At 43.5% G+C, this 23,955-nt stretch carries 20 protein-coding genes, 1 riboswitch and 1 other annotated feature; of the genes, 8 read left to right on the forward strand and 12 right to left on the reverse strand.

All coding sequences use genetic code 11. The features are described 5' to 3' along the window. Window positions 1–146 precede the first annotated feature (146 nt). From leuS to J7I96_RS20095, 3 genes are all read right to left on the reverse strand, one after another. Window positions 147–2,561 (reverse strand): leucine--tRNA ligase, encoded by a 2,415-nt coding sequence (gene leuS, locus J7I96_RS20085; RefSeq protein WP_214774053.1) that lies wholly within the window; start codon window positions 2,559–2,561, stop codon window positions 147–149. Window positions 2,562–2,614: 53 nt separating this feature from the next. Continuing rightward, window positions 2,615–2,845: a binding site (T-box leader), on the reverse strand. Window positions 2,846–2,998: 153 nt separating this feature from the next. After that, window positions 2,999–3,262: a DUF2524 family protein gene (locus J7I96_RS20090; protein ID WP_214774055.1), complete on the reverse strand. Its 264-nt coding sequence runs from the start codon at window positions 3,260–3,262 to the stop codon at window positions 2,999–3,001. 96 nt (window positions 3,263–3,358) lie between these two features. Further along, on the reverse strand, window positions 3,359–3,865 hold the full coding sequence (locus J7I96_RS20095; protein ID WP_214925241.1) for an SMI1/KNR4 family protein: 507 nt from the start codon (window positions 3,863–3,865) through the stop codon (window positions 3,359–3,361). 167 nt (window positions 3,866–4,032) lie between these two features. On the opposite strand from J7I96_RS20095, the gene mnmL reads away from it, so the two are divergent. Together mnmL and mnmM are read left to right on the forward strand one after the other, a co-directional pair. Next, complete coding sequence (gene mnmL / locus J7I96_RS20100; protein WP_214774059.1) at window positions 4,033–4,995, forward strand: tRNA modification radical SAM protein MnmL/YtqA; 963 nt, start codon at window positions 4,033–4,035, stop codon at window positions 4,993–4,995. Continuing rightward, window positions 4,992–5,564 (forward strand): tRNA 5-(aminomethyl)-2-thiouridylate-methyltransferase MnmM, encoded by a 573-nt coding sequence (gene mnmM, locus J7I96_RS20105; RefSeq protein WP_214774061.1) that lies wholly within the window; start codon window positions 4,992–4,994, stop codon window positions 5,562–5,564. The genes mnmL and mnmM overlap by 4 nt, the downstream gene beginning before the upstream one ends. Before the next feature lie 715 nt (window positions 5,565–6,279). Here mnmM and J7I96_RS20110 read toward each other — a convergent pair. Continuing rightward, a complete protein-coding gene (locus J7I96_RS20110; protein ID WP_214774063.1) occupies window positions 6,280–7,083 on the reverse strand; it encodes an alpha/beta hydrolase in 804 nt (267 codons plus the stop codon). A 210-nt stretch (window positions 7,084–7,293) separates the two neighbouring features. Between J7I96_RS20110 and J7I96_RS20115 the strand changes: the two genes are divergently transcribed. Next, window positions 7,294–7,812, forward strand: a complete 519-nt coding sequence (locus tag J7I96_RS20115; RefSeq protein ID WP_063234974.1) for a gamma carbonic anhydrase — start codon at window positions 7,294–7,296, stop codon at window positions 7,810–7,812. Window positions 7,813–8,654: 842 nt separating this feature from the next. Here the strand turns inward: J7I96_RS20115 and metK are convergent. Beyond that, window positions 8,655–9,848, reverse strand: a complete 1,194-nt coding sequence (gene metK / locus J7I96_RS20120) for a methionine adenosyltransferase (RefSeq protein WP_034310567.1) — start codon at window positions 9,846–9,848, stop codon at window positions 8,655–8,657. Window positions 9,849–10,011: 163 nt separating this feature from the next. Further along, window positions 10,012–10,174: riboswitch (SAM riboswitch) on the reverse strand. A gap of 429 nt (window positions 10,175–10,603) precedes the next feature. Between metK and pckA the strand changes: the two genes are divergently transcribed. Then, window positions 10,604–12,190, forward strand: coding sequence for a phosphoenolpyruvate carboxykinase (ATP) (gene pckA, locus J7I96_RS20125; RefSeq protein WP_214925243.1), 1,587 nt, complete (start codon window positions 10,604–10,606; stop codon window positions 12,188–12,190). 653 nt (window positions 12,191–12,843) lie between these two features. Here pckA and J7I96_RS20130 read toward each other — a convergent pair. From J7I96_RS20130 to J7I96_RS20140, 3 genes are read right to left on the reverse strand one after another with little or no spacing between them, the layout of a single operon-like run. Continuing rightward, entirely contained in the window at window positions 12,844–14,145 is a 1,302-nt protein-coding gene (locus J7I96_RS20130; protein ID WP_214925247.1) for a nucleotide sugar dehydrogenase, read from the reverse strand. A gap of 41 nt (window positions 14,146–14,186) precedes the next feature. Next, on the reverse strand, window positions 14,187–15,503 hold the full coding sequence (locus tag J7I96_RS20135) for a glycosyltransferase (RefSeq protein WP_054398988.1): 1,317 nt from the start codon (window positions 15,501–15,503) through the stop codon (window positions 14,187–14,189). Between the two features lie 23 nt (window positions 15,504–15,526). Beyond that, window positions 15,527–16,732 (reverse strand): glycosyltransferase family 4 protein, encoded by a 1,206-nt coding sequence (locus J7I96_RS20140; RefSeq protein WP_311315245.1) that lies wholly within the window; start codon window positions 16,730–16,732, stop codon window positions 15,527–15,529. Window positions 16,733–16,927: 195 nt separating this feature from the next. On the opposite strand from J7I96_RS20140, the gene wecB reads away from it, so the two are divergent. Beyond that, a complete protein-coding gene (wecB, locus tag J7I96_RS20145; protein WP_048686477.1) occupies window positions 16,928–18,064 on the forward strand; it encodes a non-hydrolyzing UDP-N-acetylglucosamine 2-epimerase in 1,137 nt (378 codons plus the stop codon). A 545-nt stretch (window positions 18,065–18,609) separates the two neighbouring features. Here the strand turns inward: wecB and J7I96_RS20150 are convergent. The 4 genes from J7I96_RS20150 to J7I96_RS20165 form a co-directional block, all read right to left on the reverse strand. After that, on the reverse strand, window positions 18,610–19,380 hold the full coding sequence (locus tag J7I96_RS20150; protein WP_214774074.1) for a sulfite exporter TauE/SafE family protein: 771 nt from the start codon (window positions 19,378–19,380) through the stop codon (window positions 18,610–18,612). 42 nt (window positions 19,381–19,422) lie between these two features. Next, entirely contained in the window at window positions 19,423–19,887 is a 465-nt protein-coding gene (locus tag J7I96_RS20155) for a 2-thiouracil desulfurase family protein (RefSeq protein ID WP_214774116.1), read from the reverse strand. Window positions 19,888–20,088: 201 nt separating this feature from the next. Then, the gene (locus tag J7I96_RS20160; RefSeq protein WP_034310541.1) at window positions 20,089–20,331 is read right to left on the reverse strand and encodes a DUF2584 domain-containing protein; all 243 of its coding nucleotides are present in this window, start codon (window positions 20,329–20,331) and stop codon (window positions 20,089–20,091) included. 50 nt (window positions 20,332–20,381) lie between these two features. Next, on the reverse strand, window positions 20,382–21,209 hold the full coding sequence (locus tag J7I96_RS20165; RefSeq protein WP_214774119.1) for an alpha/beta hydrolase family protein: 828 nt from the start codon (window positions 21,207–21,209) through the stop codon (window positions 20,382–20,384). Window positions 21,210–21,305: 96 nt separating this feature from the next. Between J7I96_RS20165 and J7I96_RS20170 the strand changes: the two genes are divergently transcribed. From J7I96_RS20170 to J7I96_RS20180, 3 genes are read left to right on the forward strand one after another with little or no spacing between them, the layout of a single operon-like run. Further along, complete coding sequence (locus tag J7I96_RS20170) at window positions 21,306–22,307, forward strand: ABC transporter substrate-binding protein (RefSeq protein WP_214774076.1); 1,002 nt, start codon at window positions 21,306–21,308, stop codon at window positions 22,305–22,307. Between the two features lie 27 nt (window positions 22,308–22,334). Beyond that, complete coding sequence (locus tag J7I96_RS20175) at window positions 22,335–23,105, forward strand: ABC transporter ATP-binding protein (protein WP_214925254.1); 771 nt, start codon at window positions 22,335–22,337, stop codon at window positions 23,103–23,105. After that, the gene (locus tag J7I96_RS20180) at window positions 23,095–23,886 is read left to right on the forward strand and encodes an ABC transporter permease (protein ID WP_225988859.1); all 792 of its coding nucleotides are present in this window, start codon (window positions 23,095–23,097) and stop codon (window positions 23,884–23,886) included. Before J7I96_RS20175 ends, J7I96_RS20180 begins: the two co-directional genes overlap by 11 nt. Window positions 23,887–23,955: the final 69 nt, after the last annotated feature.

A 23,955-nucleotide genomic window follows, 5' to 3' on the forward strand; every position in this document is an offset into this window, starting at 1 on the left:
GTAGATGTCCATTTGGCAGATTGATCGCCAATAAAGTTAAATCGGTGAGAATCCTAACATGACCTAATTCCTATGGTCAGCCAATGCCACGAAAAAAAGCTGTCCCAGCAGTAAAAATATGCGGGACAGCTTCCAATCATTTTTATTTAGTTTGCGACGATATTGACTAATTTGCCTGGTACGGCAATCACTTTACGTATGGTTTTCCCATCGATTTGTTCTTTGATGGAATCATCACCCATCGCGATTTCTTCCAGTTTTTCTCTCGTTGTGTCAGTCGGCACCATTAATTTAGCTTTGACTTTTCCGTTGATTTGGATGACGATTTCGACTTCGTTATCCACTAACTTCGCTTCGTCGAAAGCCGGCCATGTTCCGTATGTGATGCTCTCGGAATGGCCCAGTTTAGACCAAAGCTCCTCGGCGATGTGCGGTGCAACTGGTGCAAGCAGCTTTATGAAGCCTTCTATATACACCTTAGGAAGCGAATCCACTTTATAAGCATCATTAATGAATACCATCAATTGTGAAATCGCCGTATTGAATTTCAATTCCTCATAGTTCTCGGTCACTTTTTTAACCGTTTGATGATAGACTTTTTCGAGCTTGCCCGTGTCATCCGTCTCTGTCATCTTATCTGTGATCGTCCCGTCATCGTTGACCAATAAACGCCAGATACGGTCAAGGAATCTGCGAGAACCGTCCAACCCGTTTGTGGACCAGGCAATCGAAGCATCCAATGGCCCCATGAACATTTCGTACATGCGAAGCGTGTCGGCACCATGGCTTTCCACGATATCATCCGGGTTCACGACGTTCCCTTTGGATTTACTCATTTTTTCATTATTCTCACCAAGGATCATTCCTTGGTTAAATAGGTTTTGGAACGGTTCCTTCGTTGGCACGACACCGATATCATACAGGAATTTATGCCAGAAACGAGCGTAAAGCAAGTGCAGCACCGCATGCTCGGCGCCGCCAATATAAATGTCGACCGGCATCCATTCTTTTAATTTTTCAGGATCTGCAAGTGCTTCTTTGTTATCCGGATCGATATAACGAAGGAAGTACCAGCTGCTTCCTGCCCACTGTGGCATCGTGTTCGTCTCACGGCGTCCTTTTCGTCCGTTTTCATCCGTTACATTCACCCATTCCGAAATGTTCGCAAGTGGTGATTCGCCTGTACCCGAAGGCTTGATGTCCGTAGTTTTCGGTAAAATCAATGGAAGTTCTTCTTCCTTCACTGGAGACATCGTGCCGTCTTCCCAATGGATGATTGGAATCGGTTCACCCCAGTAACGCTGACGGCTGAATAACCAGTCACGAAGTCGGTATGTTATTTTCTTCGTGCCGATTTCTTTTTCTTCCAGCCATTTGATCATTGTCGAAATGGCTTCTTCCTTATTCAGCCCATCAAGGAATTCCGAATTCACATGAAGCCCATCGCCTGTATATGCTTCACTTGTCACGTCTCCGCCAGCTACGACTTCCTTGATCGGCAATTCGAACTTGACTGCAAATTCATAATCACGCTCATCATGGGCAGGAACGGCCATGATTGCTCCTGTTCCGTAGCTGATCAACACGTAATCTGCAATCCAGATCGGCATTTTTTCGCCGTTTACCGGGTTGATCGCATAAGCCCCCGTGAACACGCCTGATTTATCCTTTGCCAAGTCTGTTCTTTCCAAGTCGCTTTTATGTTTCACTTCATCCAAATAGGCTTCAACTGCCGACCTTTGATCAGCCGTCGTAATTTTATCGACAAACGGATGTTCAGGTGCCAATACGGCATATGTTGCACCGAATAACGTATCCGGACGAGTCGTGAACACCGTGAATGTTTCATCAAAGCCATCGATATTGAATGTAACCTCCGCTCCCTCGGAACGGCCAATCCAGTTACGCTGCATATCCTTGATGTTTTCCGGCCAATCCACATCATTCAGATCGTCGATTAAACGATCTGCATACGCCGTGATGCGAAGCATCCACTGTTTCATTGGGCGGCGCTCAACAGGATGGCCTCCGCGCTCACTTTTCCCATCGATGACTTCTTCATTCGCCAATACCGTGCCAAGTGCCGGACACCAGTTAACGGCCACTTCATCAATATAGGCAAGGCCCTTTTCATATAACTTCAAGAAAATCCATTGCGTCCATTTGTAATAGTCGGGATCTGTCGTGTTTATTTCACGATCCCAGTCATAAGAAAAACCAAGGGCTTTAATTTGGCGGCGGAACGTGTTGATGTTGTGCTCCGTGAATTCAGCTGGATCATTTCCCGTATCGATCGCATATTGCTCTGCCGGAAGTCCAAAGGCGTCCCAGCCGATCGGATGCAATACATTATACCCCTGTGCCCGTTTCATCCGTGCCAGGATGTCGCTTGCCGTATAACCTTCCGGGTGCCCCACATGAAGACCGGCCCCTGAAGGATATGGGAACATATCCAGCGCGTAGAATTTGCGTTTGCCGCTTTCTTCACCCGTTTTGAATGTCTTATTGCCTTCCCAATACTTTTGCCATTTCGTTTCTATGCTTCTATGGTCAAAACTCATATGATTTCCTCCTAATTTCCGTTTAAAAAACAATAAAAAACCCCTCATCCCAAAATAGGGACGAGAGGATTATGTATATCTTCCCGCGGTACCACCCACATTGGCGATAGCTAAAATCCGCCCAGCTTAAAACATCCGTAACATGGATTAAAACGCCAGGCATTACTTATTCATTCACACCCGGGACTCCAAGGCGAGTTCGCGACCGTCCCAGGTTGACTTGCACCATCCGTCAACTCTCTTTACTGGTTTAAACCGCTACTATTCCTCATCATAGTCTTTATGAGAATATTGATTTTATTTCATTCTAGTCAATTTCACCGATAATTGCAATAGCCGTACATAAACATTATCGACAGGTTTTTCATTATATATGCGAATTCAGGAAAATTCGTGCAAAAAAGGGAGCTATTCATTCATAGCTCCCCTGTTTCCATTTAATGTCGAAGTAAAACCATTTCATTCCTCAATTGGTTCAACTGCTGCTTCATCCGCGAAAGCATTTCCCGTTGCTGGTCATTCGAACTGGCATACAATCGTTCCATATCCGTCAAAGCCTCTTCGATATACCTTTGCGAATTTTGAAATTGTTCATCATCATAATGCTCCTGCCGTGAGGCCTCGTTAAATTCAAACTCTGCAAAATGGAGAGCACCTTCACATTGCTCTAAAAAATGATCGACGGATTGTCTGGTTGCCATTTCAAACCCTCTCCTTCGCATCTCATTTGGATGATTCGGAATCATCTTTTCTAGTTTGAGCAAATAACGGGAGGATTATCATTTTTTTTTGGGCAATCAACCTTTATCCCAAAACTTCTCACCTTGATGGGAAATGAACTGCTCGATCCATTCGGCAAAGCCCATATGGAGCTTCTCGCCTTCTTCAAAATCATCGATATGGCCTTTTACCATTAAATACTCCTTATCGCCTTTGGCGACGGCTTCCCCATCGATCACAATATTATCTTGATAAATGCAAGCCACTTTATAGCATCCCTCGTAGGAATTTTCATATGTGTAATTAATAATATCATCCAGGCTGTATAAATCGTTTTCCCCGCCTGATTCCACATTATCAAACAGACGGCATCCATTGGTTATTTTTAAAAACTCCTTATAATCCTCAGGCAGAAGCAGTCCGGTTTCCTTTTCAAAGGAATGAATTTGTTCATCCGAAGCAGGTGAATTGAAGGTACAAGTGGCTTTGTATGTGAACCCATCTTCATTTACTTCGATCACCTGATTATTTTCGGCTAATTTCTTTTTCATTTGTTTGATCGCTTCTTCAACTTGACCGGTCATGTCCATCAGCTCCCGATTGGATATAGTCATTCAAAGATAAACTGGGAATAGCAGCAAAATATTTAGCCTTCAAGTATACAGTATACGCTTATTTTGCAAAAAAAGACCTAGCTGCGAGAATGTTGTATAATATATGTTGCGCTTATTTTATTTAGGAGGTTGCTGATTTGAATCAAGCAAACCCGTTTATATATGCAACGGACAACAAACGATATCATACATGGAATTACCACCTGAGAGAACATTTTGGACATAAGGTCTTTAAAGTTGCCCTGGATGGCGGTTTTGACTGTCCGAACCGTGATGGCACCGTCGCACATGGCGGCTGTACCTTTTGCAGCGCCTCAGGCTCTGGTGACTTCGCTGGCAGCAGGGTTGAACCCCTCGACGTCCAGTTTAAGAAAATCAGCGAACGGATGCACCATAAATGGAAAGATGGGAAATATATGGCCTATTTCCAAGCATTCACGAATACGCATGCACCCGTGGCAGAGCTTCGCGAAAAATATGAAAGTGTATTGACCCAGGAAGGTGTCGTCGGACTCTCCATCGCGACACGCCCGGATTGCCTTCCAGATGATGTAGTCGAGTATTTAGCGGAATTGAACGAACGCACTTACCTTTGGGTCGAGCTGGGTCTCCAGACGGTCCATGAAAAGACCGCAATGATGATCAACCGCGCCCATGACTTCGATTGCTACAAAGAAGGCGTCGATAAACTGCGCAAACATGGCATCCGCGTCTGCTCCCATATCATCAATGGCCTGCCCCAGGAAGATTACGGCATGATGATGGAAACAGCCCGTGAAGTCGCCAAACTCGATGTGCAGGGGATAAAGATCCATTTACTTCATCTATTAAAAGGGACACCGATGGTCAAGCAATATGAAAAAGGCCTGCTCGAGTTTCTTGACCGTGACGATTATGTCAGCCTTGTATGTGACCAGCTGGAAATAATCCCTCCAGAAATGATCGTTCACCGCATTACGGGTGACGGTCCGATCGATTTGATGATCGGTCCAATGTGGAGCGTCAATAAATGGGATGTCCTGAATGCCATTGACGCCGAACTGAAACGCCGCAACAGCTGGCAGGGGAAAAATCATCACACGGAGGTACAATCATCATGAAGCTAGATCGAATTTTGCCATTCGCCAGGATTCTCCTGGAAAAAGCGGTTCGCCCCGGGGATATAACCATAGATGGCACGATGGGCAACGGCTTTGATACCGTCTTTCTTGCAGGGCTTACAGGTGCAGACGGACATGTCTATAGTTTTGATATTCAGAAAGAAGCGATCGAAGCCACAACGGCAAAACTGAACGCCGAGAATTTACAAGAGCGCTGTACACTCATTCACTCCGGGCATGAACTTTTAAGCAAATATATCGGCAAAGAACATTCCGGAAAGGTCACAGGTGCCATCTTCAACCTCGGCTATCTTCCTGGAGGAGACAAATCAATCATCACCCAAGCCGAGACAACGATATCAGCCATTGAACAGCTGTTCGAACTGCTGGCGCCGGAAGGCATCATCATCCTTGTCATATACCATGGTCATCCAGGAGGATCGGCTGAAAGGGATGCATTGATGGATTATGTAGAGAACTTCCCTCAACAGAAAGCCCATATCCTGAGATACGGGTTCATCAACCAAGCAAACAATCCGCCATTCATTATCGCGATTGAAAAGAGATGATCACTTTTGACACCGTTCGATAAGAACGGTGTTCATTTGTAGACAAAAGGGGTTTTATCTAAATTTTGATTAGGGCGGGTGTATAAAACTCCAGCAGAGAAAGCACGTCCAGGGGAGACCCGCAGGAGTCTCCCGGACCGCCCGCGAAAAGCGAGTGCCTCGAGTGGAAATCGAAGTTCGAGATTTTACAAAACCTCATAAAAACTGTAGACCAACTTGATTTCCATCGAGTTTGTCTACAGTCTGACTTTTCAATCCCAGCTCAGGCAGCAGAATTACCAAAATTTTTGAATTTTTATAATGATTACAATGATAGAAAATAGATAAGAGGTGCAGATAATGGAACATTTGCCTACTTCATTACTGACGAATATATTGACTGAAAAAGTCAAAAGGGATTCAAGTGATCAATACGGGGATGTTATCAGCTCGCCAACTCGTTGACAGAAGAACAAAAAACCGATTTCCACCCAAAACCATGAAGCGATCATGAATATGAAAGCGACGCTTTTGGACCTATTCGCCAATGACTTGACCTTCAAATCCATTCATCTCCATCCACTGCATTATCAAACAAAAAGGAACTTACTCATTTGAACCAATTTATGTACCCGGTTACTTTCTGGGCACCGGTCATCAAGTCGAACGAATTGCTTAATCCAAAAAAACTGCCGAAGGCTAACCTCGGCAGTTTTTCATTTATCGTATGTACGGATCAAACGACATACCCTAATATCTTTAAACGGTTTACAACAAAACTCAGCGCATATTGAAATACATCATCACGCTCTGGTTCATTGAAGATTTCATGATAAAGCTTCGGCCATTCCTTATATTGCTTTTCACTGGCCAAATTATAATTGAACCACTCACGAACCGCCTTCTTGTTCACGATTCGGTCATCTCCGCCCTGCATCACCAAAAGCGGCACATCCTGAAATTCAGGAATCTCTTCAAAAGCATCCTTCATAGCCTGTGCAAGCTCGCGATACCAGCGAACCGAAACCTTTGTGATATATAATGTATCGTTTCTATCGGATTCACGAATTTCCGCACTTCTCGTCGCCATTTCAGGTGTCAATCCGGAATCCACCCTGAACTGAGGCATAACGATGTTCAAACCATGCGAGAGCATTGTAAGGAACTTCCGCGGCTTCGTCACGAGGCCCAAGCAAGGTGAAGAAAGAATCACCCCTGCAATGTCCCATTCCTCTTCCTGAAGAAGGCGTATCGAAATCAAACCGCCCATGCTGTGTCCAAGTAAAAAGACCGGCAACGAATATTCATAAGCCTCTTCTATCCAGCTTTTCACTTCGTCCAAATACTCATCAAAGGAATCGATATGTCCCCGGTAGGCGCGAGTAGTCATCCCCTGCCCAGGAAGGTCGCCCATGACGACATGGTATCCAGCTGAAAGCCACATTTGTGTTACCCACTTATAACGTCCGTGATGTTCCATTGCCCCATGAATGATGACAATGACGCCCTTTGCGTCTCCTTCTGTCTCCCATTTCCACATTCGAAATCCCCCTTTCACTTTTCACTTGTTGTGTACGATCCATGATAGTTGAAATAATATATATAAATTATAACCATATTCGTGATTTTCGACAAAAAAGAAATCTAACAAGTTGTACATTGCTATTATAAATAGCCAAGTGTATTTGCATACGGTATATTAAAATAATACATAAAAACATTCACTTCGGAAAGGAAATGATTGAAAATGATTATTTATCCGTATAAAGGCAAAGAACCTGAAATTGCTGAAAGCGCTTATATTGCTGAAAATGCTGTCGTCACAGGTGATGTCAAAATTGGCGACGAAACATCAATCTGGTTCAATTCCGTCATTCGCGGTGATGTATCCCCAACCATCATCGGAAAAAAAGTCAGTATACAGGATAACAGCGTCCTGCACCAAAGCCCAAATAATCCATTGATCATCGAGGATGAAGTAACCATTGGCCATCAGGTCATATTACATAGCTGTAAAATCCGCAAAGGAGCTTTAATCGGCATGGGATCGATTGTACTGGATGAAGCCGAAATCGGCGAAGGGGCTTTCATCGGTGCCGGCAGTCTCGTTCCCCAAGGCAAAGTCATTCCACCGAACATGTTGGCATTCGGACGGCCAGCTAAAGTCATCCGCGAAATCAACGAAGAAGATCGTCAGGATATGGAACGCATCGTACGCGAATACGCCGAAAAAGGCCAATACTATAAAACGGCGGAACGAATAAAGTAATGCACAAGCACTTAACTGAAAATTACGAGTATTCACTCCTAACTCACGAGTAAACGCTCATTATTCATGAGTATCGCACCAACTTACGAGTAAATCGCTCTAATTCACGAGTATTTGCACCAATTTCACGAGTAAACGCTCATTATTCATGAATATCGCACCAATTTACGAGTAAAACGCTCTAATTCACGAGTATTTGAATCAAATTCACGAGTAAATCGCTGAAACTCACGAGTATTTGCTCCTAACTCACGAGTAAACGCTCATTATTCATGAGTATCGCACCAATTTACGAGTAAAACACTCTAATTCACGAGTATTTGCTTCAAATTCACGAGTAAATCGCTGAAACTCACGAGTATTCACTCCTAACTCACGAGTAAACGCTCATTATTCAAGAGTATCGCACCAACTTACGAGTAAAACGCTCTAATTCACGAGTATTTGCACCAATTTCACGAGTAAATCGCTGAAACTCACGAGTATTCACTCCTAACTCACGAGTAAACGCTCATTATTCATGAGTATCGCACCAACTTACGAGTAAAACGCTCTAATTCACGAGTATTTGCTCCTAACTCACGAGTAAACGCTCATTATTCATGAGTATCGCACCAACTTACGAGTAAAACGCTCTAACTCACGAGTATTTGCTCCTATCTCACGAGTAAACGCTCATTATTCACGAGTATTTGCTCCTATCTCACGAGTAAACGCTCATTATTCACGAGTATCGACCTTAAAGTTGCCTTTGCGATTTCTTGAATTATTCCCGCTGACGGCAAAATTAATCCACAAAAAAAAGGTGTCCCGCTAATTGCGGGACACCTTTTTTATATGATTTACGCTTGTGCTTTTAATGTTTCTGCTTTGTCCGTGCGTTCCCATGGAAGATCGACATCTGTACGGCCGAAGTGTCCGTATGCAGCTGTTTGTTTGTAGATCGGGCGACGAAGGTCAAGCATTTTGATGATGCCAGCTGGACGAAGGTCGAAGTTTGCGCGAACTAGGTCAACAAGGACTTCTTCGCTAACTGTACCAGTTCCGAACGTATCAATGGAGATCGATACAGGCTCTGCCACACCAATTGCGTATGCCAATTGAACTTCCGCTTTGTCGGCAAGGCCGGCTGCCACGATGTTTTTCGCAACGTAACGTGCCGCGTATGCAGCAGAACGGTCAACTTTAGTAGCATCTTTACCAGAGAATGCACCGCCGCCGTGACGAGCGTATCCGCCGTAAGTATCAACGATGATTTTACGTCCAGTAAGACCAGCATCCCCTTGAGGTCCGCCGATTACGAAACGGCCAGTCGGGTTGATGAAGTACTTAGTATCTGCATCGATCAACTCGGCTGGAACGACAGCTTTGATTACATGTTCTTTTAGATCGGCTTGAATTTGTTCAAGCGTAATTTCTGCATCATGCTGTGTAGAGATGACGATTGTATCTACACGTACAGGACGGTTATTCTCATCATATTCCACGGTTACCTGTGTTTTACCATCAGGGCGTAAGTAAGCAAGAGTTTCGTCTTTACGAACTTGAGCCAGGCGGAATGAAAGTTTATGCGCCAATGAAATCGGAAGCGGCATAAGCTCTTCTGTTTCATTACAAGCGAATCCGAACATAAGACCTTGGTCCCCTGCACCGATTGCATCGATTTCTTCATCTGACATGTTTCCTTCACGAGCTTCCAATGCTTTATCGACACCAGCTGCGATATCTGCAGACTGCTCATCAATGGAACTCAAAACGGCACAAGTTTCAGCATCGAAACCGTATTTCGCACGTGTGTAACCAATTCCTTTAATCGTATCACGAACGATACGCGGAATATCCACGTAAGCGGACGTTGTAATTTCACCAGCAACAAGTACAAGACCTGTTGTTACACTAGTTTCACACGCAACACGTGCATTTGCATCCTTAGCTAGGATAGCATCTAAAATGGAATCTGAAATCTGATCACAAATTTTGTCCGGATGGCCCTCTGTAACAGATTCAGAAGTAAATAGACGTTTCTTTGACATCATATTTCCTCCTTGGAAGTTAGTATGTTGTAGGCATAAGCCTGATTTTTACGGAACTCGTTTCCCTCATTAGTTTCAACTATAGACACAGAATTACTTATAAAAAACACAAAAACCTTCCCTGGCAAATGAGGAAAGGTTTAAAACTCTGTCTTCTATCCTTTCACTCTTATCGTTCAAGGGTTTTTTACCTTGCTCAGGTTAGCACCATCACCACTATTCCTTGAAGACCTTCGCTTTATTTTCGGCGATCGATCTTGGAGTCAAGTTCAATATGGCAGGTTGCTGGGTTTCAAAGGGCCTGTCCCTCCACCAACTCGGGATAAGAGAATCCGTACAATTTAAGATATTATCGTATCTGGCTGGAATTTGTCAATGCTTTTCTAAAAAGAACATTTCCACCCAGAATGGCGTTCATTTGAAAAAACATGTTGATACAACGTCCTAGAGGGGTTTACAACGCAATAAACGAATAGAAATGTTGTAAATTGCCATTAATAATAAAGGACTGAATATCGAAAAGGAACGACATCCAGACTTTCCCTTTAAATATATATTGTTTACTTACTTCCTATTTAAATAAATTTTCCCTCATGAAAGTATATGAGATCATCGTGACTCGGTTCCTGCCGGATTAAAATGATTAATGCGGCCAGCTGAAAATAATCACAAATCGAAAGAAATAGTATAGACTAATTAAATGAATGTGTTATACTAATTATAATCTAAAAACTCAAACAAAGGAAGGTACCTCATATATGAATTCTGTAGACGTTTCTAATGAGTTACACCAATTATTAACAGGAAACAATGTGCAAACTCAACTATCAGTTCCTCAATTGGTCGAAAAAGTACTAAGCAGAAATGAAGGCGTTTTAACATCAACCGGCGCGGTAAAAGCTGAAACTGGCAAATATACCGGTCGTTCACCTAAAGATAAATTTATCGTGGAAGAAGCATCCGTTAAAGATAAAATCGATTGGGGTCCCGTGAACCGGCCGATTTCCGAAGATGTGTTCAATAAACTATATAATAAAGTAGTTGACCACCTAAAAGCAAAAGAAGAGATTTTTGTTTTTAAAGGTTTCGCTGGTGCAGACGAATCATCACGTCTTCCCATCCGTGTTGTTAATGAATATGCTTGGCATAACCTTTTCGCCCATACATTGTTCATCCGTCCAAACGAAGAGGAACTGAGAGGCCACGAAGCTGAATTCACGATCCTTTCTGCACCTAACTTCAAAGCGGACCCAGAAGTGGACGGAACTACATCCGAAACGTTCATCATCGTTTCATTTGAACGCCGTACGATCCTGATCGGCGGAACGGAATATGCAGGAGAAATGAAAAAATCGATCTTCTCGATCATGAACTACTTACTTCCAGAGGCTGGAATCCTTCCAATGCATTGCTCTGCTAACGTAGGACGTGAAGGGGACGTCGCTTTATTCTTCGGACTGTCCGGTACAGGCAAGACAACTTTATCAGCAGACACTAGCCGTAAATTGATTGGGGATGACGAGCACGGCTGGTCTTCTAACGGCGTATTCAACATCGAAGGCGGCTGCTATGCAAAAACGATCAATCTTTCACGTGAAAAAGAACCGCAAATTTTCGATGCAATCCGTTTTGGTGCTGTATTGGAAAATGTTGTTGTTGATCCGGATACGCGTGAAGCGAACTATGATGACAGTTCATTGACTGAAAACACTCGTGCTGCTTACCAAATGCAAGCGATCGATAACATCGTGAACCCAAGTATTGCAGGACATCCAAATACAATCATTTTCTTAACGGCTGATGCTTCAGGCGTTCTGCCTCCAATCAGCAAGCTTTCCAAAGAACAGGCAATGTTCCACTTCCTAAGCGGATACACTAGTAAATTGGCTGGTACTGAAAGAGGCGTAACTTCACCGGAAGCTACATTCTCCACTTGCTTCGGTTCACCATTCTTACCGCTTCCAGCTACACGCTATGCTGAGATGCTTGGTGATAAAATTGACGAGCACAATGCAAAGGTGTACCTTGTCAACACAGGATGGACTGGCGGTGCATACGGAACTGGAAGCCGTATGAAACTTGCTTACACCCGTGCAATGGTACAAGCGGCGCTTGAAGGTGAATTAGCGAACATCGAAACGATCAAAGATGATATCTTCGGTTTGGATATCCCGCTACATGTTCCTGGTGTTCCTGATGAAGTGCTTCAACCAATCAAGACTTGGGCAGACCCTGCCGCTTATAAAGAAGCAGCAACGGACCTTGCCGCACAATTCCGTGCAAACTTCAAGAAATTCAAAAGCGTTCCAAGTGAAATCGAAGAACTTGGCGGCCCGACAGCTTAATAAATTGTACACAAAAGGACCAAGCTCTTGCTTGGTCCCTTTCAGTTTTTCGGCAAGAAATCTACTTCCCGAACCTTGTTTATGGTTTTTAGTGCCATGGAAGGCGAAATATCTCGTCTACTGTCGAATACAGTACCAAGTAACCCGAAATACGGCATCTTCGCTCCAACTTACTGCCATACACCCCGAAATATGGCGGCTGCGCTCGAATTTACTGCCTTGTACCCTAATACGCGTCTACCGTCTAATTACGGCCTTTCAGCTCGAAATACGCCATCTGTGGTCGAATTTACTGCCTTATAGCACGAAATACGGCGGCTGCGCTCGAATTTACTGCCTTGCACCCGAATACACATCTACCTTCGAATTTACGTTTCTACCCTCGAATTACGGCCTTTCAGCTCGAAATACACCATCTGTGGTCGAATTTACTGCCTTATAACCCGAAATATGGCGGCTGCGCTCGAATAATTGGCTAGCCGAGACTCTGCTAGGATGCTTAAAGTGAGGAGGCTTGACGTATAGGAATCGGTTCTGAAACCAACTGGATCGTTTCCACGTTCTTGCATGGTCCTTTTTTTCAGTGGAAAAAGGGCACTGTGATAGTCAGTGCCCCCTTAATCGTTATTCCATTATCGATGTTGTCCAAGTTTTTAGATGATCGCTTTATTCCTGTCTTTTTTCATGGACACCGTTTTGTATTGATATATATTGCCCAGGTTGGCAACCGGGACATCTGTTTTAGTTGCATCAATGCAATTGCGTGTATCCAGAATCAATTTATTGCTCATGAGATTCGATAGTTTATCATAATCCATCTGTTTAAATTCATCATGGTCAGTCAGGATAAGTATCAAGTCGGCATCATTTACAGCGTCTTTCACTGATACGACTGGCATCTTTCCAGATTTGACATGCGGGTCATGCAAGGCTACATCCATGTTTTCCATTCCCATCAAGATATTGACGACATCAATGGCGGGACTTTCACGAATATCATCTACATTTCCTTTATATGCAAGACCGAAAACAGCTACTTTTGGCTTCCGGATCCCCTCTAGCATCATCCTTACGGAATTAACGATGTAATAAGGCATCGATACGTTGGTATCACGGGCCAATTTAATGATTCTCGCATACTCTGGTGCCTTTGCAACGACGAAATACGGATCGACCGCTAAACAGTGGCCGCCAACTCCCGGTCCTGGTTGGTGTATATTGACACGAGGGTGTTTGTTTGCCATCGATATGACATCCAAAACATTGATGTCCAGCTCGAAACAGATTTTCGTCAGCTCATTCGCAAGAGCGATATTGACATCCCTGAAGGTGTTTTCCATCAGTTTGGACATTTCAGCCGTTTTCGCATCGGTCTGAATGATCTCCCCTTGAACGAATGTTTTGTAAACAAGACTTCCTTTATATGAGCATGTTTCGGTGATGCCCCCGACGATACGGTTATTATGAACCAACTCTTCAAGAATCCTTCCAGGTAAAACGCGTTCCGGACAATGTACGAGGAAAATGTCTTTTCCTATGGTAAGGCCCGTCCTCTCGATCATCGGTTTAATATGATCATCCATGCTTCTTGGCGCTATCGTCGATTCGATAATGATGACATTCCCTTTTTTGATAAAAGGAAGAATGTTTGAGGTGGCATCCAAGACATGTGTTAAATCACAGGATTGGTGCATGTCCTTTTTATTTGGTGTAGGAACCGCGATGATGAAAACATCCGCATGTTCCGGGCTTAACGTAGCCCGGAACTTATTGGAAGTTAGTACTTCTTCTAATACCTCTTCCAATCCAGGTTCTTCGATATGGAGCCTGCCGCTATTCAAATTGGAAATAATCTCAGGATGGATATCCACGCCGACAACATCGGCACCGTGTTTCGCAAACATTAAAGAAGTTGGAAGTCCGATATAACCAAGTCCGATTGTACAAAGTTTCATATAAACCACTCCTATCTATTTTTCTGCTGCATTCAAATTTGTCAGGCTGTTTGATAGATTTCGATAAAGATTTCCTTCTCTTGTTTCCAATTGTATTTTTGTCGCGCCTTCAGGCAGTTTTGGCTCATTTCCGCCCTTTTTTCTGGATGCTTCAATAAGTAATTGACACCTTCGGCAATTGATTTGGGATCATGCGAATCGACACATACGCCGATTTTTTCCGTATCGACAACCTTTTGAATTTCAGGAAAGCTGCAGGCAACCACTGGCACACCGCTCATCATATATTCAAACAATTTATTTGAAGAAGCGGAGTAGTGATTAAAACAAACATTATTCAATATCTGAAAACCTAAATACGCATTTTTTGTATAATGGAGCAGCTCGTCGACCGGAACCTTCGGCAGGAACTTCACGCGATGCTCCAGGTTCATGTCGCTCACTTTCTTCATTAATTCATCCTTGATCCTTCCATCCCCGATAAATACTACCGTTCCGCCCTCGATCATCGGTACAGCATCAACCAATTGCTCTAACCCTCTTCCCATTTGGACGCCGCCTTGGTATAACAAAATCGGTTCATTCTCTGGCAAATCGAGCAGCTCATGCAAATTCACGGCCGTACTTTCTTCCGGATTGGTTGGAATCGGGTAGTTATGGACAACCTTGGGATACAGACCATATAAGTCTTCGTTATACTTAGCTCTCGTATGGTTTTCGGCGATCATTTCATCGACGAACATTAATAGGAATTTCTCCATCATCCCGTAAATCCGGCTATTATATCCCGTTCTGCTCGTTTGAACTTCATGCGAGTCATAAATCAGCTTTTTCCTTCTCAGCCATTTACTGCTGATCGCTCCCTGCATGAGCGTATTCAAGTCATTTGAATGATAGAAATCATATTTCCTTTTCCGGCCATGATAGATCATTTGACCAAAAATGTAGCTCCTCGTTAATAATGTCGGCAGCTTCGTTTTCGTGATGAACAGGGTGCCCAGCGCAAGGAGTGCAAATGCACCGAACAGTATTCCCGATCCCACCCAGCCGTTGATCAAGTTCAAATTCCACAATGTATTCCAGACCAATAAGGCAAATAGAACGATTTCAAACTTCTTTTTCTTCAATTTGCCTACGATCCTGAGAATCTTATTAAGCGCCTCCCAGCGGTTATTCACCCTAGTGACCGAGAAACCATTTTGGTGTTTCTCCTTTTTGGCCAAACCCTCGATTTTCCAGTTATGAATGGCAATTAAATCGACTTCATAACCCGCTTCTGTAAGTGCTGTGCATTCTCTTAGAACCCTCGCATCGTTCGTAAAGTGATTCCACACGAACATACATACTTTCTTCGCCATGTTGTCCTCCACTTCCGGATTTTTCAGCCTGACGCTTCCATCACGTTGATGAGACCTTTAATATTTTTAGACCATTGAAAATGTTGTTTAGCATACCGATGACCGTTTTCTCCCAGTTCTTCACGAAGGGCCGGATCTGAGGCCATTGTCAATATATGCTGACAGATTTCATCAACATTTCTGCTCTCTGCCACCAACCCGCATTTCGCCTCTATGAGCATCTTCTTGGCCCTGCCGTCCACATCACCGACAATGGGTTTTCCGACACACATATAATCGATGATTTTACCAGGCAGGACCTTATTGAAGACTTCTTTTTCAACCAAGCTCACATAGGCAATATGGGACGTTGAAACTTCATGAAGAGTCACTCTTCGATTCATCGCATTAATCATCTTAATATTAGCCAGCCCTCTAGAGCTTATCTCCTTCTCCACTTCGGATATCCGATAACCATATCCAATCATCGAGAACTCGATTTGTTTATGTTCCCTTAGCCTTTCAGCTACGGCTATCAGTTTTTTCAAGTCCTGGGCCAGTCCGATATTCCCCGCATAAACGACCTTGATTACCTTTTCCGATACGGGTGTAAGCAAGTTCTTTAACGTCAGCTCATCCGCTGTAAGCGAATTGGGGATGAATTGGATGGCCTCTTCCTTGACTCCCTTTGCAACGATATAATCCTTGAAACCAGGACTATTGATGATAATAAAATCTGAATGCCTATATAGCTTCCTTTCCAGGAAGAAAGCGATTTTCAAAACCCACTTATTATTGAATACGCCTACACCTATCAACGATTCCGGCCATAAATCCCTGACATCGGTAATGAGTTTCGCCTTCATCTTTTTCTTGGCGATCAACGCTGCCAATGTAGGGAAGATCGGCGGGGTCGTGGCAAACACATAATCATATTTTTTTTCGAGACGGATGATTGTATAAATGAAAAGCCACATCGCTTCAAGATAATGAAGCAACCGCTTCCCCATATTGCTTGTATACCTCTTCACTTTGTCCGGCTTAATCCTGATGACATCTTCTTCAATGCTATCTTCATCCCAAAACTTTGTATCTTGATATAAACTTTGATTAGGATAACTCGGCTTCAATGTGATGACCGTTACCTCGAATCCGTTTCTTTTCAAATGGAGATAGATATTTTTCATTCTATTCCCCGCACTTCCGATTTCCGGATAAAAGTTTTGCACGATCATCAGGACGCTTTTCATATTCGCCTATCACCTCTATTCTGCTTAGCTTACTTCCTGCTTTATATTGTAAATGCCAGATATTAACTTAAGGTTAAAGAAGTATAAAGTCATTATTAATATTGTAAAAATTCTGTTAATAATTGTTTCATTTTTCTATTTTCCATGAACTTCCCGTTATAATGGGGGAGACATTCAGAAGGGGAGGAAATGAGCATGCCTAAACAACGTATAAAGGTCATGACCGTATTTGGTACAAGACCAGAGGCTATCAAAATGGCACCAGTCGTTTTGGAACTGAAAAAGCATCCAGAAGAAATAGAAACCATCGTGGTGGTCACCGCCCAGCATAGGGAAATGCTCGACCAAGTCTTGCAATGTTTTCAAATAAATCCAGATCACGATTTGGATATGATGAAGGATAGACAAACATTAGAAGAGATTACAACTCGTGGGCTTGAAAAATTGAGTTCGCTCATGAAAGATATAAAACCGGATATCGTCCTCGTACATGGGGATACAACGACAACTTTCATCGCCAGCCTGGCAGCTTTCTATAATAAGATACAGATTGGTCACGTTGAAGCTGGTCTGCGGACTGGTAATAAGTATTCTCCATATCCTGAAGAGATGAATCGGCAGCTGACAGGCGTGATGGCTGATTTGCACTTTGCCCCTACAAATCAGGCGGCAGAGAATCTAATTTTGGAAAATAAAAAGAGTGATTGCATCCATATTACTGGCAATACGGCTATTGATGCTTTGAAAACGACAGTACGTAAAGACTATGAACATCCAATTCTATCTGGATTGAATGGAGATCGCATGTTATTGATGACAGCGCACAGACGGGAAAATATCGGAAAACCAATGGAAGAAATATTCCGTTCCGTCAAACGGCTGCTTGAAGATTACACGGATATCCAAGTTGTTTTCCCGCTTCATAAAAACCCGGTTGTCCGTGAAATTGCTTACCGGATTTTCGGTGAAACGGAAAGGCTTCACTTAATAGAGCCGCTTGAGGTGCTTGATTTTCATAATTTTGCAGCGCACGCCCATCTCATATTGACAGATTCCGGAGGGGTGCAAGAAGAAGCTCCCTCACTTGGCGTTCCTGTCCTTGTGCTACGCGATACAACAGAACGGCCGGAAGGAATCGATGCCGGTACCCTTTTATTGGCAGGAATTGAGGAAGAACGAATTTATCAGTTAGCCTCAGAATTACTTACTAATGAAGAAACCTATAAAAAAATGGCGACAGCTTCCAACCCATATGGAGATGGATTCGCTTCAAAGCGGATTGTCGATATCCTATTAACGCATTGCGAAGTGAAATCCCCCCTTCCATTATAAAAAATAAAATAGAGAGAAAAGCCTGTCACGTACGCGGCAGGCTTTTTCTATTAAGCCAGATTATGAAAGGACTGCTTCCCATTTTCATTGGCGAAGGATTAAAGTAAGGTCCAATTTAGATTTGTAAATGTTAAATAATATGTGATAGTTAGGGGAGATTTAAAGTTTTATTGAAGTCAATCGTATTACCTTGGAGGTGTTTTAATATTCGGGAAAGATCCCAAGTGTGGAAAGAAATCAAGGGGGACGAAGTCGTTCTTGTGAAAATGCGTTATCTTAAGCGTAAAGGGATGACTGAGAAGCTTGTTTTGAAAGAAAATTTAATTCTGTCGAATGGATAGTCAACACGAAACAGGAGGATCAATTTTCCCCCTATTTAATTTTTGATAGACAGCAATGGACGCATTGGCCTTTTATACAGAGATTACCGAACTGCAGATCTTTTCCCATCATCTGAAGAAGCGAATGACCTTGTTTAAAAATGGCCGAAAATACGCCTTGTATTCCGCCCATTTTTAATAGGAATTCATTCGCTGAACACTCCATCAAAAAATATGAAAATAATTAAGGACATTTTTTCCAATCAATAAAATCGTGACGCAAATGAATAATATACGGACATAGGAAGCACCTTTCTTAATGGCGAAGTTCGTTCCTACCAATGCTCCCGCAACCATTGCAAGACCCATTGGAATTCCATAGGCAAAATTGACGGTCCCCATAGATAAAAAAATGATAAGTGCGGCTATATTGCTTCCAAAATTCAATATTCTTGCGTTCCCGGCAGCCTGGACAAAATCAAACCCGATGATCAGAAATGAAAATAATAAAAAGGAACCTGTGCCCGGTCCAAGAAAACCATCATAAAAACCAATCGCAAATATTATGACTATCAAGAGAATCATTTTCTTCCTTGTCAGCCCTTTATACTTTGCATCTTTACCCCAATCCTTTTTTACCAACGTATAAATCGCGACAATGACCAGCAAGATCAAAATGAGGGGCTTCAATATCTCTGCGGAAACGAAATGTACAACGTATGCTCCTAACGCCGCTCCAATCACGGTGATCGGAAACAGCTTGATGACGAATTTGAAATCCACTTTTCCAGCCCGAATGAATGAAATCGTACTCGTTAAAGACCCCATGGTACCCGCCAGCTTGTTAGTGGCAAGTGCCGCTGAAGGCGATATTCCCGTGAACAATAAAGCAGGAATGGAAATTAACCCGCCCCCGCCCACTACGGAATCGATGAATGCGGCAATAAAACCCGCAAGTACTAAAAATAGCAAAGTGTAGAGATTGATGTCCTCCATGTATTCCCCTTCTTTCAAAAGCACAATCTAAAATGCCATTACTCATTTTTCACCCAGATAATCGAATAACCTTTCTTCTGAAATGACCGTGAACCCATGCCTCCTAAGCAAAGCAGCGGTCACTCCATTCCCGACCTTCTTCTTCCCCTTGAATTCCCCATTATAAATCGTGGCACTCCCGCAGGATGGACTATTTTCTTTTAAAACGACTAACGTCGCCCCTACCTCCTGGGCTTTCAATAACGTGAGATTCGCTCCCTTTATGTACAATTCCGTTACATCCCTGCCCGACTTTTCGATGATCTTCGCTTTTCCATCAAGGACATCCCCACCTTCACCGCCAACTATCTCAGCAGGTTCCCTCGGTGTCGAAAAACCGCCAAGCAACTCAGGGCAAACAGCTATAGCCTTTTTCTCCCTCATCAATGCCATAATTCCATCATCCAAGCTGTGAGTACCATTGTATCTTACCTCAAGGCCCGCTAAACAAGAACTCACCAAAATCACCAAACCACCCCGCCTCATGCATTTTACACCATTTTACCACTCTTTTCGTGACAAACAATTCGAAGATTGAATATCCACCAGGGATTATACGCTGATAAAATCCCGGTTTGCCTGGGCCGAATTATCCGCTCATCTGCCGAATTCCGCCAAAACAAAAAAAGCGCTTGCAGCGGAGGCGATTCCCGGCAAGCGCTTGTCTATTTAGTTAGTTGAATTCAGTGATAGCAGTTGGTACGTAATGATGGTCTTTTCACTGGTCCATTCAATTTTTTGGATAACGGCTGTTCCGCTTGAATCAGATTGGATCGTTTTGCGGACATCGATTGGAATATCGATAGGGTATAACCTGTAACCAGCTTTCGCCAGCCGAAAAATGTTTTCTTCTTCACGGGTTTCGTTCCCTTTTGTAACGATCATGGTATTTAGCTCCATAGGCATGCCCATGTGTATCTCCTCCTCTTGCCAATATACTTAGTATATCCTTCATTCTACCATTATTCGGTTTTACTTTTCATCCAAGATGTTAAATCTTCGACTACTTTTCTATTCACGGCAGGCGGGAAGTAATGCGTGAATTGAGGGAAATACCAACTTTCGACCTCTTTGTCATGCATTTTCAACCTTTTTTCCAGCCGGTATGCGTGTTCTATGGCGACATTGTCATCTTTTTCACCATGTATGATCAGGACGGGTACATTCAAATCTTCAATCGCAAACAATGGAGTACGGTATTCATATTGATCGGGGCATTTTTTAGGTGTTCCGCCGATGACACGCTTCATCATCCGACGCATATCGACCCGTTCGACATATGTTAAAAACATATCCGATACACCTCCCCATGTGACGATCGATGCTGCATTCCTGCAATATATCCCAGTCCAAAGGGCCATGATGCCGCCACGGGAGAATCCAAGGATATGAATGTGATCTTTGTTCACCCGGGGGTGCTGTTCAAGAAGGTTGAACCCTGATATCGCATCGTATCGATCTTCGCCTCCAAAATCCTCATCTCCCTCCCCGCCTTGATTTCCACGGTAAAAAGGAGCAAAAACGATGAAACCTTCTACAGCATACTGCACGATCCTTGCAGGCCTCACCTTGCCGACATTTTTAATCCCGCCGCGTAAATATAAGAAGGCATCATGTATTTCGCCATCAACCGGTTCAGCCAGCAAACCTTTTACCTTCAGGCCTTGTGATATGTACGTAACTGAATAAAGATGGATTCGTGGATGCGGTGATGGAAACCGCTGCTTTGAAATAATCGTTCCGTTCTCCAATTTCCACTCTCCTTTCTCTTTATTCTTATTGTAAAACATCCGCTTGTTTTTATCCCCTGAGAGGCATTCACATTTTTTTCTTCCGTTCATACGATAATGTAGGCAAAATACCCATATATCAAGGAGGAAGGAATTTTGAAAAAATGGTGTAAAGCAGGTGTCGTATTTTTACTTCTGTGCGTGCTGGTGATCCCGCTTGGCGCATGCGGCAACAAAGAACAGGAAACAACGAAGGTCAGGGTTGCCGAAGTAACCCGCTCCCTTTTCTATACACCGCAATATGTAGCGATCGAAAAAGGTTTTTTTAAAGATGAGGGCCTCAGCATTGATTTGAAAACGACGGCAGGCGGCGACAAGACGATGACCACGCTTCTTTCCGATGGTGCGGATATTGCTCTCGTTGGCTCCGAAACATCGATTTACGTTCAGGCACAAGGCTCGAATGACCCCGTCATCAACTTCGCTCAATTAACACAGACGGATGGAACGTTTCTTGTTTCACGTGAAAAAATTGACAACTTCAATTGGGATATGCTGAAAAACTCTACATTCCTAGGCCAGCGCAAAGGCGGGATGCCGCAAATGGCCGGCGAGTTCGTATTGAAAAAACATAACATAGACCCGAAGAAAGATTTGAACCTCATCCAGAACATTGATTTCGCGAATGTCGCAACTGCCTTCGCTTCCGGAACCGGCGATTTCGTTCAACTGTTCGAACCAACGGCCAGTGTGTTTGAAAAAGAAGGAAAAGGCTATATTGTCGCTTCTTTCGGCACCGAGTCCGGTCATCTTCCATATACAGTTTATATGGCTAAAGAAAGCTATTTGAAAGAAGACAGAGAGACTGTCGAAAAGTTCACGAGAGCCTTGAAGAAAGCACAAGATTGGGTTCAGGAAAACGATGCTGCCGAAATTGCCGAAGTCATTCAGCCGTATTTTGAGGATACCAATCTCGAGACGATGGAAACAGTCATCAACCGCTACAAAGAACAAGGATCGTTTGCCACCGATCCGATTCTAGATGAAGAAGAATGGAACAATCTTCAAAACATCATGGATGAAGCAGGCGAGCTTCCAACACGCATTAGCCATGAAGAGCTGGTCAATACCGACTTTGCTGAAGAAGTCACAAAATAACATAGCAAAAGGTAAGGAGGATGTCCGATGAGCTTTTTAAAAATCCAAGACATTCACCATACTTATTTTTCAAATCAGACGGCAGCGACCGCACTTGCGGACATTTCCCTCGACATTGAAAAAGGTGAATTCGTCTCTTTTCTAGGTCCGAGCGGCTGCGGAAAAACCACCCTGCTTTCCATCATCGCCGGGCTCTTTCCGCCCACTTCAGGAAAGATCCTGCTCGAAAACAAACCGCTGAAAGCCAACAGCGACCTTTCAATCGGCTATATGCTGCAGCAGGATTATCTATTTCCATGGAAGACGATAGAAGAAAATATATTATTAGGATTGAAACTGATTAAAAAAGATGAAGGACTCGAGAGAATAAAAACGCTTAAAATTTTAAGTGACGTTGGATTGGGAGACACCGGAAAATTATATCCGCGCGAACTATCGGGAGGAATGAGGCAAAGGGCAGCACTGGCACGTACACTGGCGGTCGACCCAAAAATCCTATTGCTTGATGAACCGTTTTCAGCTCTTGATTACCAAACCAAGTTGAAGCTGGAAGACCTTGTTTTTGAAACCCTGAAAGCATTCGGAAAGACAGCCGTGCTCGTCACCCATGATATCGGTGAAGCCATTGCAATGAGTGACCGCATCTTTCTGTTTTCAGCGAACCCGGGAAGCGTGCACAAAACCTTCAAGGTTCCCGATGAATTGCGTGAACTCACGCCTTTCCATGCACGCAACCATCCGCAGTATCCGATGCTATTCCAAACGATCTGGAAGGAGCTTGAGAGCCTTGAATATTGAACAGCTTCATAACCAATATAAAACCTCGTTAAAAAAAGAAAACAGGCTCATTCGCTTTTATCAGATCCTGATTTTCATCGTTTTTTTCAGCAGTTGGGAACTTTTATCCAGGAAGGAACTGATCGATCCGCTCATCTTCAGCTCCCCGACTAAAGTGTGGCATCTTTTCATACAGAAACTGGGTGACGGAACCCTGCTATCCCATTCCGGAGTGACGCTATTCGAGACCGTTCTCGGCTTTATCATAGGAACACTGCTTGGAACGATCCTGGCATCCCTGCTTTGGTGGTCGCCAAGATTATCCAAAATACTTGACCCTTATCTCGTCATTTTAAATGCGATGCCGAAAGTGGCACTCGGCCCCATCATCATCGTAGCATTCGGCCCTGGATTTCCATCCATCATCTCGATGGGGGCGATCATCTCTATCATCATCACCACCATCGTCGTCTACACCGCATTTCGCGAAGTGGACCCGAACTACCTGAAAGTGCTCCAAACTTTTGGCGCCACAAGAACACAAGCTTTTCGGGAAGCCATATTACCCGCATCCTTCCCAACGATCATCTCGACATTGAAAGTGAATGTCGGCCTCTCCTGGGTCGGCGTCATCGTAGGGGAATTCCTTGTTTCGGCCAAAGGACTCGGCTACCTAATCATTTATGGCTTTCAAGTCTTCAATTTCACCCTCGTAATGCTTGCCTTGATGATCATTGCCGTCTTTGCCACAATCATGTATCAACTAGTCGAACTGCTCGAGCGAAAATTAATCAAAGACTGACCAAACTGCCGATAACCCTCGGCAGTTTTTCACTCATGCTGAGTTAAAACATGAATTTAGTTGGTTTCG

This window comes from Bacillus sp. ISL-78 (genome assembly GCF_018613455.1).
In the GTDB taxonomy this organism is placed as follows: domain Bacteria; phylum Bacillota; class Bacilli; order Bacillales; family DSM-1321; genus Peribacillus; species Peribacillus frigoritolerans.

Coding starts and splice junctions, on each gene's coding strand:
- J7I96_RS20110 (WP_214774063.1), bottom strand. CDS start 7,083: ATGTGGAAATGGGAGACAGAAGGAGACGCAAAGGGCGTCATTGTCATC.
- J7I96_RS20150 (WP_214774074.1), bottom strand. CDS start 19,380: ATGGAGGACATCAATCTCTACACTTTGCTATTTTTAGTACTTGCGGGT.
- J7I96_RS20160 (WP_034310541.1), bottom strand. CDS start 20,331: ATGGGCATGCCTATGGAGCTAAATACCATGATCGTTACAAAAGGGAAC.
- metK (WP_034310567.1), bottom strand. CDS start 9,848: ATGATGTCAAAGAAACGTCTATTTACTTCTGAATCTGTTACAGAGGGC.
- J7I96_RS20175 (WP_214925254.1), top strand. CDS start 22,335: ATGAGCTTTTTAAAAATCCAAGACATTCACCATACTTATTTTTCAAAT.
- J7I96_RS20130 (WP_214925247.1), bottom strand. CDS start 14,145: ATGAAACTTTGTACAATCGGACTTGGTTATATCGGACTTCCAACTTCT.
- J7I96_RS20140 (WP_311315245.1), bottom strand. CDS start 16,732: ATGAAAAGCGTCCTGATGATCGTGCAAAACTTTTATCCGGAAATCGGA.
- mnmM (WP_214774061.1), top strand. CDS start 4,992: ATGAAGCTAGATCGAATTTTGCCATTCGCCAGGATTCTCCTGGAAAAA.
- J7I96_RS20165 (WP_214774119.1), bottom strand. CDS start 21,209: ATGTTTTACAATAAGAATAAAGAGAAAGGAGAGTGGAAATTGGAGAAC.
- J7I96_RS20135 (WP_054398988.1), bottom strand. CDS start 15,503: ATGGCGAAGAAAGTATGTATGTTCGTGTGGAATCACTTTACGAACGAT.
- pckA (WP_214925243.1), top strand. CDS start 10,604: ATGAATTCTGTAGACGTTTCTAATGAGTTACACCAATTATTAACAGGA.
- J7I96_RS20090 (WP_214774055.1), bottom strand. CDS start 3,262: ATGGCAACCAGACAATCCGTCGATCATTTTTTAGAGCAATGTGAAGGT.
- J7I96_RS20095 (WP_214925241.1), bottom strand. CDS start 3,865: ATGACCGGTCAAGTTGAAGAAGCGATCAAACAAATGAAAAAGAAATTA.
- leuS (WP_214774053.1), bottom strand. CDS start 2,561: ATGAGTTTTGACCATAGAAGCATAGAAACGAAATGGCAAAAGTATTGG.
- wecB (WP_048686477.1), top strand. CDS start 16,928: ATGCCTAAACAACGTATAAAGGTCATGACCGTATTTGGTACAAGACCA.